Genomic DNA, 12,568 nt, shown 5'->3' with positions numbered 1-12,568 from the left:
TTTTCTGGGCGTGTGGGGCCATCTGGCCACGGTGCTTTATAGTTGAGTAAAAATAGCCCAAAGGGACAGCATGAAAAAATAATTAACATGCTTTTGAACTTCCGCCTTAACATTTGGTTGTGGTCCTGCCCTAAATAAAAAAGGGACACCCGATCGGCGTCCCTTTTTTTTTGGATGTGACCCAAGTTTTTAATAACCTGGATTCTGGGTGAGGATGCCCCCACTTAAATCGATGGCGTCAATTGGAATGGGAGAAAGGTCAAAATGCGGCTGGTAGGGCAGCACTTTTGGCCCAAAATTCTCAATGACACGGGTCTCGTTGGCATAGTAGGTAGGCAGTACCTCAGTGGTAACGCCCCACCTTCTTAGATCAAATAGGCGGTGTCCTTCCATGCCCAATTCCAAACGGCGCTCGTAGCGCACGGCATCCCTGGCAAAATCGGCATCCGGGAAGGCGGGGTACAGTCCAATTTGGTAATTGGCCGCAGGCCCACTGCCATCCACGGCCTGGACAACGGAGGTATTGGCGGCACGTTCCCTAACTTGGTTCACGTAGTTAAGGGCCGTGGCCAGATCACCGGTTTCCACGGCGGCCTCCGCGGCCATCAAGAGCACGTCTGAAAAGCGCATGATGTTGTAGTTGAGTCCGGAGCGCTCTTCGCCCCAGCCGCCTTGGCCTCGGCTCACACCGATCTCACTTTGTTGGTACACGCTCTTTTTGGGGAGATATGGCCCGGATATGTCATCCACGGGTGCGGAGCGGATCCATTCCTTGCCAATATGTTCTCCAAAGCCATTGTAATCAATGCCCCTGCGCCCTACGGTATAATCCAAACGTGGATCCACCGGGGTGGTGGTGTCCGGCTCAAAGGCCTGATCGGATTGGATGTTGTAATCGTTCTTGAACACGGGCAGGTTGTCCGCCATATCCAGCATGGGCAGACCTGTGGCCGGATCTACTTGGTAGGCATTGGCCAGGTCAATGGTGGGCATATAGAACCCACAGCAAGAGCCGAAGGGGCCTCCACCGGGAAAGTTCAAGGTGCTGCCAATGTTTCCGTTGAAAGAAAAACCGTCATCGGCGGCAAACTGTACGGCAAAGACCGATTCTGGGCTGTTTTCGCCCGAGGTGGTGAAATTGTCCAAGAACTCGGGGTTCAGGGAAAACTCGCCACTGTTGATCACTTCGTTCAACAAGGTCAAGGCCAGCGTGTAGTCTTGCTGAAACAGGTGGGCCTTCCCCAAAAAGGCCTTGGCCACCACGGCGGTTGGCCTTCCCGGGTCGGGCTGGTCTGCCCTTACGGCCGGCAGGTTGTCAATGGCGAATTGGAAATCGCTTTCAATTTGTTCCCAAGCGGGCCCATCATTGGGCTGATTGAACTCCAATTCCTTAAAATCATCCACATCTATGATGGCGACGTTGCCAAAGATTTTGGTGAGTTCAAAGTAGTAGTGCCCCCTCAGGAACCTGGCCTCACCTTCTTGTTGGGTCAGCTTCTCTGCTTCCAAGGGCAAGAGGGTACTGGTATCTATCCCCTGAATCACGTTCAAAGCGGCATTGGCCCGGTTCACTCCCGCGTACAGGGCGGCAAACTTGGCCCTAAAATAGCTGTTCACGGTACGAATGTCATTGGTTTCCAGTTGGAAGAGTTCTTCCTGGTCCGCATCGTTACTGCCTTTGTGGGCATCGTCGGACATCACGTCCAGCCACCAGTTGTCCGCGCTTACGCCAAACTGGTTTCCGGGCCTGTTGTTGCGGTTGCCGTCCAGAGCGGAATAGGCTCCGGTTAGCAATAGGTCCACACCCGAGGTGTTGGCCAAGGCTTCATCACTCAATGCCCCTACTGCCGGGGTCTCCGAAAAGTCGTCACCGCAGGAATACATCCCGATCAAGGCGGCAAAAACATAAATTAGTCTCTTTTTCATTTTATTACAATTTTCATTTTATTACAATTTTAAATTAACACCAAAGGTAAAAATTCTTGCCAAAGGAAAGGTATTGTCGTCCACACCCAAGGTCAAGGCACTGGTATCGCTGGCTGGACGAATTTCTGGGTCCAGACCATTGTAACCGGTAATGGTGAGCAGGTTGTTTGCGTTTACATACAGTCTTAGGTTGTCTATGCCCCAGTTGTCCGTGAGGATGTTGGGGAAGGTGTAGCCAATGGAAAGGTTCTTGAGGCGAACAAAGGAGCCATCTTCCACAAAGAAGGAGTTGGGACTGGTTTCCCCGTTCAAGACACCAAAGCTCAGGGCAGGGGCCGAACCACTGGGGTTAGTTACAGGATGAAAAGCATCCAAGACCCTCACGTTGCGGTTACCATCTGGGAAGGTGCCAAAGTCCGTGTAAATGCGCTCAAAGTTGTAAATATCGTTTCCAATGGTCCCTGAGAAGAACAAGCTAATGTCCCAGTTTTTGTAATTGGCGCTCAGGTTAAGGCCCAAGATCACATCTGGGTGCGGGCTTCCAATGAAGGTACGGTCATCATCGTTGATCACCCCATCCCCGTTTTGGTCCACAAAGCGCAAACGGCCCACACCGGCGCCATCGTTGGGAAAGCCTTGGTCCGGTCCTGCTGCCACTTCGGCTTCACTACGGTAAATTCCATTGTTTTCAAGACCAAAAAAGGAGGCCAAGGGTTGCCCTACCTGTGTCCTGTTGAAGACGCCAGAGCGGAAACGGTTACCCAATTGAAATTCGCTCGCAAGTTCCAGTACCTCGTTTCTCACGGTGGACAGGTTTAGATCTGCCCCAAAGGAGAAGTCGTCACTGGTCTGATTGAAATAAGAGGCCGTAAAATCAAAACCGGTATTTTGAAAACTACCAATGTTTGTGAAAGGAGGATTGGCATCTATGGCGGTATCGCTTATGATGGTTAAATCCTGAGCGATCAGATCCTGGGTGGTGATGCGGTAGTATTCCAAGGAGAAATTCAAGGTGTTGTTCAACAGCCCTATTTCCGTACCCACATTAAACGACTCGGTGGTCTCCCAGCCCAAATTGGGGTTGCCCACTTGGGAAAGCAGGGCACCCGTTGCGGCACTACCACTTCCTGTAAAGGCGTAGTCTGCCAACTGGTTGTTTAGGCTTGAGATGTTTCTGGTAGGGTTGCTCGCCGGCAGTTCCTGGTTGCCCATGGCGCCCCAACTGGCCTTAAGCTTCAAACGGTTAACGAATCCGTCCTGGGGAAAGAACCCTTCATTGCTAATGTTCCATCCGGCACTGAAGGCAGGGAAAATCCCGGTCTGTTTGTCTCCCAAAAATCTGGAAGAGCGATCCCTTCTCAGGGTGGCCGTGACCAAATACTTGTTGTTATAGGAATAATTTGCCGAACCGAACACGGAAGAAAGCGTATTTTCAAAATCATAGGTTTCTCCTGGGTTTACAATGGGCGATCCGGATGCGTTGTCCAACAGATAAAAATCCGGAGTCTCAAAAAGGAAACCCGTTGCCGAAACTTCCAAGCTCTTGCCCGTTCCCCTGGTGGCCTCCAATCCTACCAAGGCATTGATATTGTGCTTACCAAAGGTTTTGACGTAATTCAAGGTGTTGGTCCAGACCCAGTTGTAAAATTGAGCGTTTCGTTCGCGCAACGAGTTGGTGGCACGCGGTTCTGCGGATTCAGGGTCCCTGGCCAGGAAATCACGCTGATTGATGATATTGATATCGCCTCCCAAAACGGTCCTGACATTGAGTCCATCGGCCAGTTCCAGATTGGCATAGATGTCCCCAAGGATGCGTGTCTGCTTGGAAAAATCATCTGAGTTCCGAGCCAAATTGGCCACGGGGTTTTCCGCATTGGAAAGGCCGCGAGCGTTGTTGTAGGTCCCAGCAAAGCGTCCCTGGCTATCGCGCACGGGCACCAAGGGGCTTATCCGCATGGCCATGGAGGTGTTGTTGCCGGCCAATCTGGTATTGCCAAACGATATGTTGACGTTTTCCCCAACGGTAAGCCTGTCTGTTACTTTGTATTCCGAGTTAAAGCGCACTTGTCCACGCTTGAATCCGGTATTCAATTGAATGCCCTCCCTGTTGAGGTAGCCCGCACTAAAGGAGTATTTGCCCCGCTCCCCGCCATTGGAAACCGTGGCCGAAAAATTCTGGGTGGGCGCCATTCTGAAAATTTCTTCCAACCAATTGGTGCCGCCCGGTCTCACGGGTGCATCCACAGCTTCGCCCGTGCCTTGAAGCGTTACGCCAACCAATTGGGAGGGCACCACGGGATTGCCCCCGTTGGGGAAATATTGTGGATGCCGTATGTCTGCAATAGGTGCCCCTGTCCTGATGGCATCGTTGAGCTTGCTAACGTAGATCACATCGCCCAATTGCTCTGCATTGAGCATATCGGGCAGATTGGTCACTTGGGAAAAACCGGTGTAGGCTTCCACAGAGACACTCAACTTGTTTTGGTTGTAGTTGCCATTTTTGGTGGTCACGATAATGACCCCATTGGAGGCCCTTGCCCCATAAATGGAGGCCGCACCGTCCTTTAACACGTTGATCTGGTCAATGTCTGCTGGGTTAATGTTGTTGAGGATGCTACCATCTTGGGTCTGTAATCCGTCAATGATGTAGAGTGGGTTGTTGTTGTTGGGTGTGCCAAAGCCTCTAATCCGCACAATTGGGGTGCCGCCCGGGGCACCGGCATTGGTAATGCTCACCCCTGTGGCCCTACCTTCCAAGGCCTCGGCCACGTTCACCAAAGGTTGTTTTACCGCTTCCGAGACATCTACGGAAGATACGGAACCGGTGAGGTCTCCACGGGTCTGGGCGGCATAGCCCACTACCACCACCTCATCCAAGGCTGCGGCATCTACCGCCATGGAGATGGAGAGCGAGGTTTGACCGTCAATGGCAATCTCCTGTGAGGCATAGCCCACATAGCTGAAAATCAGGGTGTCGTCTGCATTGGCCTCAATACTGAAGTTACCGTCAAAGTCGGTCTGGGTACCGGTGGTGGTTCCCTTGATCACCACACTGGCGCCTGGCAGTGGTGCCCCGTTCTCATCCAAGACCGTTCCCGTGATGGTGCTCTGCAAGCCCATTTCCCTGGGCTCATTTAAACTTGTTCCTGCATTTGCCCTGACAAGCTGGGTGCCCAGGCAAAATACGAGGGACAAGATGCCGATTCCAAAAGTGCGCCAGGCGCCTTTTGAACGTACCGAGTTGTAATCATCTGTTAGATTCATCATCCTTGTTGTTTGTTAGTTTATAAAAAATTCAGCGCTTCGTGTTCGCTTGGGCTCAATGGCATTATCTTGCCCAGTAAAACACTAAAATTCTTGTTTGTCATTTTATGTTTGGAATAGCTAATTGATATACACCGGCGGGTCTCTGTTGCTCACCCCAAATTAAAAATATCCAGTCGCCTTAAAAGACTCCTTTTATAAGTCCGTACAGTCACAATTTTCATTTCTAATTAAGGGTTTAAGAATAGTACGTTTTATTTCAAGATTTCGATTTTTAAGGAGAAACGGAATAAAACGAATGTTGCCCTTAAGCTGATCCTGAGTGTACAGTGGAATTTGATTTTCCCGAACAGTTATAATATGGCCCAATGCGATTGTCTCTTTTAGTTAACCCTACCGCAACGAAAGAGTTGTGGCAGGGTTTTTGTTTACAAAAGAATTCTAGCCTTTTTGGTTCAATCCAAGGAGTTCACAAAATCGATGGCCGCCTGCGGCAGTAAGACCTTATCAATTACGTGGGCCACTCCATTTCTGGCCAAGACATCTGGAATTGCTATGGTTGCGTTCACATCATTGGTGGCATCGCCAATAACAAATCCAGTACCACCCAGTTGGGCAATAATATCAATATCACTTCCGCCAACCGTCGTTACAGGGCCCTCTGCGAGCTGGTCGCTGGTAACCTTTCCGGATACCACGTGGTACAAAAGAATATCGGTAAGCAGCTGTAGTTCTGCCTCTGTGTCAAAACTGGCAATGCTAGTGTAGTCATCTCCCAAAACCTCCAGAAGCGCCACAAAAGCATCATCCGTTGGGGCAAACACCGTTACAGGATTATCGTAGGTGAAATTTGTGGCATCCGGGTCAGCGATGTTAGTGTTGTCCACAAATACAGCTACAAGATCCGTGGCGATGAGTGCTTCTTCAAGAACACTAAGGGCCGGAGTTTCGACAACAATCGTGGCCAGATCGTCACTCGCCAAAAGGGCAAGAAAGTCCAACGCTGCTTCTGGCAACAACACTTTATCCACTATGTGCACAAAACCATTGGACCCATCGATGTCCGCAGTAACTATGCCTGCATTTGTTGTTGTGGCATCTCCGAACTCAAACCCTTGCCCATTGGCCACTATGGTAATGGCATTGTCTTCGAGCACTGTTGCTGCTTCCCCGGGGGCCAAGTCGGTAGATCCTACCCGCGCATTCAATACGTGGTATTTTAGGACGTCTCCCAACAAGGCTATTTCAGTATCGTTGTCAAAATCTTCCAAACTGTTGTAATCATCTCCCAATGCATCCAGTAAATCACTGAAGGCTTGGTTGGTAGGCGCCAAAACAGTGATTGAATCCAGCTCACTAACCGTATCAACCAAATCCGTTAAAACCAAGGCATCGACCAAAATGCTGAGGTCCGGGGTGCTTACGGCCCATTCCACTATATTTGGACGTACATCAACATCAAGAGCGTCAATGGCAGCTTTGGGCAAAAGTACCTTGTCAATAAAATGTACAATGCCATTGTTGAACTCTTGATCTGCCAAGGTAACGAGAGCTTGGGTATCTGTCTCGGGCAGCTTACTGGCATCAAATAAGGCCACACCACCATCTTCCAATAAAGAAACGGTAAGGTCATCACCCAGTACCGTGGTAACAGTACCTCCATCCGTTAAGTCTGTAGAAGCCACTTGACCGGCGACCACGTGGTAGGTTAAAATCTGAGACAATAAATCTGGATCAACCACTTCCAAAAGCGCGGCACCATCTTCAAGGCCCAAGCTTTCCGCCAGATTGTTGAAAGCATCGTTGCTTGGGGCAAAGACCGTGAACGGTCCTGTGCCATTCAATGTTTCAGTGAGATTGCCCGTTGCCACGCCCAAAGCACTCTCTAAAGTGGAAACGGTGGAATTCCTGACAATGGCATCCACCACAGTGCCCCTGCCCTCCAAACTTATTTCTAGGCGCTCATCTGAATCCTCTTGACAAGATGCAAAAGTAAACAGGGCCGCCATAGCCAAACATGTCTTAAAAATTAATTTGTTCATCATTCCTGTTGTTGTTTGTTAGTTTTAAATGATTTTTTGCAGATTTTGTTACTTGAATAACAATCCAAATCCTTTCCTTAATTGTTAAGCAAGCTGTAAATCAAATGTAATAATACTACAAATTTGTGTTAAAGACCAAATTTAAAAGTTGATGGTGTTTTAGGTATTGTTAAAAATCCATATTTTAAATTGAGAATGTTCGTCTTAAGTCATTGTAATTATTCAACTTATATAATTTATTATGAAAAAGGCGCCTTTTTCTTGTTGTTCGAAACTTTAACGTGAGTATCCTAAAACAATCTTAATGGATGTTAAAAACCTGCCTTTTTTGAAACATCTTACGGCCTTACTATTTCTTTGTAGTAGATGCTTGGGGTTCGTCTTTATGTGGTCGAGGTTTTACCAACATCCCCCAAGATGCTAGCCGCTCTTCAAGCCTATCACAATGAGTAATTTATTGTGCATATTGGTGGTAAAGAATAGATAATCCTCCCCGCCCTCCTTTAAGCCCGTTTTTTCTCGCAATGCCGCCACGGATAGCGGAAAGTTTCGTACCGTGATATTGGCTTTTTTTAAACCAAGCGCTTTAATGGTTTTTTTGGAATAGGGGAGCACTTGGTTTACCTTAAAGACACGGCCGGGAAAATCAAGAAGGTGTTTCGATGTGTACAGATGCGAATGGGGGTGCAACTTTACAAGGTCAAGGGCTTTGGAAAGGATATTGAAAGCGCCCGACTTGAGGATGGCGGCATTGGGCTCATAGAGATAGTGGCCCACGGGGCCCAATTTTGGTGCCGCCAGGGCCTCGTCCTTTAAAAAAAAGTTGAAACGCTGTGCCCCCGCTGTGGTAACATTGATGGTTTTTACCAACGGCGTTTCAGCTGCTCCCCGCTGCAACCACCATAGCACCTCCTTTACCTCGTTGCGGACGGCCACAATGTGGATTTCCCTTACATGTCGCAGCTGGTCCAGGCCCGCGCTAAGATCCAGTAAAGGGCCCGTTTTTATCAAGACCTTTTCTGCCTTGCCCAAGAGCATTTCCTGCGCGGCGACGACGTTGGGGGTGCAGTCCGTCAACAAAAAAACTTTTTTTTTCCGGGAGTCGCGACGGGAAGGGTCCACATAGAGCCAGTCTAACTTCCCTTCTTGGGTTTTTAGCCATTCCATTCCGTCCCCCGTGAAGCTCTCCACATTTTTTGCGCCCAGCACCCGGAAATTGTGCTTGGCCACCGCCGCCAAGTTTTGGTCCCGCTCCAAGTGCACCACCCGTTTCACCACCTTTGAGAAGGCCAGGGCATCAACCCCAAAACCACCGGTGAGGTCTGCCAGGCAATCGCCCTGCACCAGGGAGGCTTTGTACTGTGCCGTGATTTCCGAAGAGCTTTGGGAAAGATGGAGCTTATTGGGGTAATATACCTGATCGTGGGCAAACCAAGTGGGCAGTTTTTTTTCTATGCGCTGTTTGGAGGCCAGTTGCTCCACGATCTCCGCTTGGGATATTCCGGCAAAGGCCGACTTTTTAAAGACGAGCGACAGGGGGTCATGGGCCAAGTGGGCCTGGATGTAGGCCTGTACCTTGGGCTGTAACAATAGCGCGTTCACGGTGGGTCAGAGGTTTTGGGTAAGGGAGCGCACGATCTTGTTGTCCGATAGAAATTCCTTTAAAATCACCTTTATGGCCGTGTATCCCGGTACGGCAACGATCATGCCCACCACCCCAAAGAGCAGCCCCGCGATGATGATGACAAGAAAAATTTCCAAGGGGTGCGATTTTACACTGTTGGAAAAGATGAACGGCTGTGAGAAAAAATTGTCCACCAACTGGCCCACCACCAAGCCAATGAGCACATAACCTGTCTTGGGGAGGATCACGGTGCTAAAGTCCATTCCCAAGTTGGTGGTCATGGTGAGCAAGATCATGAGCACCCCGCCAATGATGGGGCCTATGTAGGGAATGATGTTGAAAAGCGCACATAAAAAGGCGATCACTATGGCATTTTCAATGCCCACGATCAACAAGACAATGGTGTAGATGACAAAGAGGATGAAAATCTGCAACAATAGCCCCACAAAATAGCGGGACAGGAGGTTCTTGATCTTTTCCAGGGAATTGATGGTGCCGTGCTCCTTGTCATTGGGTACAAAGGTGAGGAGTCCGTTCTGAAACAATTTGCTGTCCTTGAGAAAGAAGAAGGAAATGAACAAAACGGAGAAAAGTCCAATGCTGGCCGTGCTGAGGATGGTGAGCAGGCTGTTCAGAAAATCGGGGATAAAGCCCAGGTCCAGGCCAGATAGGATATCCTTTTCCAGCTCCGTGTCCTTTAAGACGGCCTGTACGGTATTGTCGGTCATGCCAAAATATTGGGTTATTTCAAGGTAGAGGCTGTTAAGGTTGCGCTGTAGGCCGTCTATGTTGAGCAGGGAAAGGTTCTTGCCCTGCTCCGTGAGCAACGGAATGAACAGGGCCACCAGGCCCACCAAAAGCCCCACCATAAGGGTCATGGTGGAGACCACGGCCAGCACGTTGGGAAACCGCGCCCTTCTCCTCAGAAAAAGCACAATGGGCCGTCCGATCAAGGCAATGACGGCCGCCAGGGCCAAATAGACCAAGACGGAGCGGATCATATAGAGAAAGTAAAGCACCCCGCCCACGGCCACCAGCACGGCAATGGCCTTTAAGATTCCTTTGGATATGACGTTGGAGTTCATCGCTTAATTTTTAAACACATAAGATATGATGTTTGCCCCCATCTCCAGGGCCTTTCTTCTTATTTCCTCGGGGTCATTGTGCACGCTGGGATCTTCCCAACCGTCGCCCAGGTCGGATTCCAGGGTAAGCAGCAGCACCAGTCTGTTGTCATGGAAGATGCCCATGGCCTGGGGTCTCTGGCCATCGTGCTCGTGAATTTTGGGGAGTCCTTTGGGAAAGGGGTAGGGCCCCTGGAAAATGGGATGGTCCGTTCCCAGTTCCTCCAATTCCTTTCCAGGGAAAAGGCGGCCAATTTCACGGGTTATGTAAGGTTTCATCCCGTAGTTGTCGTCTATGTGCAAAAAACCGCCCGAACGCAGGTAACGTCCAAGCTGCACCAATTCCTCTTCCGAGAACACCACGTTGCCGTGGCCCGTCATGTGCAGAAAAGGGTACTGGAAAAGGAGCTGGTCATGGGGTTCTACCGTGGCGGGCTTGTCCTTGATGGTGGTATTGAGGTTGGCGTTGCAAAAGGCAATGAGGTTGGGCAGGGCCGTGGGGTTCCCGTACCAATCCCCGCCCCCGCTGTATTTGAGCACTGCAATTTCCTGCCCCAGGGCAAGCGTTTGGAGCAAGCACATCAATCCAAATAAAAAAAAACGGTGGCGGTACAACATGGTTTTACTGTGGTATCAAATGTAAGCATATATCCCCTAAAAAAAAGCAGGTTGGAACCATGGGCATTTTACCATATCACGCCATTGCCCTCAAAGCGCCAACCGACCTTTCCCTGCCTTAGGTATTGTTCACCAAGGCCACTGTGGCACAGGCCACGATGGCCGCCGTCTCCGTGCGCAGCCTGGTCTTTCCCAAGGAAACGGGGTGGTATCCGGCAGCGATGGCCTTTTTGATTTCCTCGGTGGAAAAATCGCCCTCCGGGCCCACGATCAAGGTCACGTCCCGATCCGCCGCCACCCTTCTTTTTAGTTCATGGCGCTCGGTGGCCTCGCAATGGGCAATGAAGGCCAGCCCCTGCAGGGGTTGTTCCATAAAGTCGGCAAAGGTCACCGGGGCGTTGATCTTGGGCAGAAAGGTCTGCAAGGACTGTTTCATGGCCGCTTGGGCCACACGTGCCAAGCGTTCCATTTTTACGGTTTTCCGCTCAGAACGTTCACAGATAAGGGGTGTTATTTCATGCACGCCTATCTCGGTGGCCTTTTCCACGAACCATTCGTAACGGTCGTTCATTTTGGTGGGGGCCACCGCCAGGTGCAGATAATGCCGTTCCGGATGGTGCTTTTTGTGCTCCACTATTTTTATTTTGCACTGTTTGGCGTCTTCATTAACGATCTCACCCTTGAACAGGTCGCCTTTTCCGTTGGTAAGGTGCACGGGGTCATGCTTTTTTTTGCGCAGCACCTTGATGATGTGCCTGCTCTCCTCTTTGCCAAAGGTGTAATGATCGTTGGTCTCTGAAATCTCCGGGCTGTAGAATAACTGCATAATGGAAAAGTTTAACGTATGGTGTATCTAGCCTTGGCGGTGACATCTACCGCCGAGAACAATTTTTCACGGTATTTAAAGTACCCGGTAATGCCGATCATCGCGGCATTGTCCGTACAGTACTCCAATTTGGGGATGTGCACGGTCCACCCCCTTTTCTTGCCCTCTTGGACCAGGGCTTTTCGAATGCCACTGTTGGCGGACACCCCACCGCCAATGGCCACCTCTGAAATGCCCGTCTGCTTCACGGCTTTTTTAAGTTTGTCCATTAAGATACCGGTAATGGTGTACTGTATGGAAGCGCAGATATCCTCCAGGTTTTCCGCCACAAAATGGGGGTTTTCCCTTTGTTGTTTCTGCAAGAAGTAGAGGATGCCCGTCTTTAGTCCGCTAAAGCTAAAATCCAGTCCGGGCATTTTGGGTCTGGGAAAGGGAAACCGCAGGGCATCGCCTTTTTGGGCATATTGGTCCACCAAGGGCCCGCCCGGGTAGGGAAGGCCCAACAGTTTTGCACTTTTGTCAAAGGCCTCGCCCACGGCATCGTCCTTGGTCTGGCCCAGCACCTCCATCTCCAGCGGCCCGTTCACGCGCACTATTTGGGTGTGCCCGCCGCTTATGGTCAGGGCCAAAAAGGGGAAGGTGGGCGGCTTGTGGCCCCCATTGGAAATGAAGTGGGCCAAGATGTGCGCCCGCATATGGTTTACCTCAATGAGCGGAATGTCCAGTCCCAAGGCCAAGGACTTGGCAAAAGAGGCCCCTACCAAGAGAGATCCCATTAATCCGGGACCGCTTGTAAATGCTATGGCGGATAACTGTTTTTTGTCGATATTTGCCTTGGCCAAGGCCTGGGAGACCACGGGGACAATGTTTTGTTGGTGCGCGCGGCTCGCCAGCTCGGGAACGACCCCCCCGTATTCCCTGTGAACGGCCTGGTTGGCCACCACATTGCTCAAGACCCGATCGTTGGCCAAAACTGCTGCGGCCGTGTCGTCACAGGAAGATTCTATGGCCAAGATATGAATAGTTTCTCTTTGCAAGGTGTTTGGAACAAAAATTGAAGCCCAAAGGTAAAACAATAAAGTGCTATCAGAAAAATAAGGAAAATACTGTTTAGGGCCCTCTTGGTGGTCTTGCTCTTCTGCGT

8 protein-coding genes are annotated in these 12,568 nt (G+C 50.2%); all 8 read right to left on the bottom strand.

From position 1 onward, the window contains the following. Window positions 1–189: 189 nt before the first annotated feature. The gene (locus ACKWCC_RS03315) at window positions 190–1,926 is read right to left on the bottom strand and encodes a RagB/SusD family nutrient uptake outer membrane protein (RefSeq protein ID WP_413994477.1); all 1,737 of its coding nucleotides are present in this window, start codon (window positions 1,924–1,926) and stop codon (window positions 190–192) included. Window positions 1,927–1,947: 21 nt separating this feature from the next. Further along, window positions 1,948–5,190, bottom strand: a complete 3,243-nt coding sequence (locus ACKWCC_RS03310) for a SusC/RagA family TonB-linked outer membrane protein (RefSeq protein ID WP_413994476.1) — start codon at window positions 5,188–5,190, stop codon at window positions 1,948–1,950. 455 nt (window positions 5,191–5,645) lie between these two features. After that, window positions 5,646–7,235 carry a fasciclin domain-containing protein gene (locus ACKWCC_RS03305; protein WP_413994475.1) on the bottom strand — a complete coding sequence of 530 codons (1,590 nt, stop codon included), beginning with the start codon at window positions 7,233–7,235 and terminating at the stop codon, window positions 5,646–5,648. 417 nt (window positions 7,236–7,652) lie between these two features. Continuing rightward, on the bottom strand, window positions 7,653–8,834 hold the full coding sequence (locus tag ACKWCC_RS03300) for a THUMP-like domain-containing protein (protein ID WP_413994474.1): 1,182 nt from the start codon (window positions 8,832–8,834) through the stop codon (window positions 7,653–7,655). A gap of 6 nt (window positions 8,835–8,840) precedes the next feature. After that, window positions 8,841–9,941: an AI-2E family transporter gene (locus ACKWCC_RS03295; RefSeq protein WP_413994473.1), complete on the bottom strand. Its 1,101-nt coding sequence runs from the start codon at window positions 9,939–9,941 to the stop codon at window positions 8,841–8,843. 3 nt (window positions 9,942–9,944) lie between these two features. Continuing rightward, entirely contained in the window at window positions 9,945–10,562 is a 618-nt protein-coding gene (locus ACKWCC_RS03290) for a DUF4159 domain-containing protein (protein WP_413994574.1), read from the bottom strand. A gap of 154 nt (window positions 10,563–10,716) precedes the next feature. After that, entirely contained in the window at window positions 10,717–11,424 is a 708-nt protein-coding gene (locus ACKWCC_RS03285) for a 16S rRNA (uracil(1498)-N(3))-methyltransferase (protein ID WP_413994472.1), read from the bottom strand. 11 nt (window positions 11,425–11,435) lie between these two features. Beyond that, window positions 11,436–12,461 (bottom strand): tRNA (adenosine(37)-N6)-threonylcarbamoyltransferase complex transferase subunit TsaD, encoded by a 1,026-nt coding sequence (tsaD, locus tag ACKWCC_RS03280; protein WP_413994471.1) that lies wholly within the window; start codon window positions 12,459–12,461, stop codon window positions 11,436–11,438. Window positions 12,462–12,568: the final 107 nt, after the last annotated feature.

It is taken from the genome of Maribacter aquimarinus (assembly GCF_047345505.1).
GTDB lineage: Bacteria > Bacteroidota > Bacteroidia > Flavobacteriales > Flavobacteriaceae > Maribacter.
Note: the sequence above shows the minus strand (reverse complement) of the source record. Positions and strands in the feature narration are given on the sequence as shown.

What these genes read in the sequence shown, in the direction of transcription:
- ACKWCC_RS03315 (WP_413994477.1), bottom strand. Translation starts at nt 1,926, where the DNA reads ATGAAAAAGAGACTAATTTATGTTTTTGCCGCCTTGATCGGGATGTAT.
- ACKWCC_RS03310 (WP_413994476.1), bottom strand. Translation starts at nt 5,190, where the DNA reads ATGAATCTAACAGATGATTACAACTCGGTACGTTCAAAAGGCGCCTGG.
- ACKWCC_RS03305 (WP_413994475.1), bottom strand. Translation starts at nt 7,235, where the DNA reads ATGATGAACAAATTAATTTTTAAGACATGTTTGGCTATGGCGGCCCTG.
- ACKWCC_RS03295 (WP_413994473.1), bottom strand. Translation starts at nt 9,941, where the DNA reads ATGAACTCCAACGTCATATCCAAAGGAATCTTAAAGGCCATTGCCGTG.
- ACKWCC_RS03290 (WP_413994574.1), bottom strand. Translation starts at nt 10,562, where the DNA reads ATGTGCTTGCTCCAAACGCTTGCCCTGGGGCAGGAAATTGCAGTGCTC.
- ACKWCC_RS03285 (WP_413994472.1), bottom strand. Translation starts at nt 11,424, where the DNA reads ATGCAGTTATTCTACAGCCCGGAGATTTCAGAGACCAACGATCATTAC.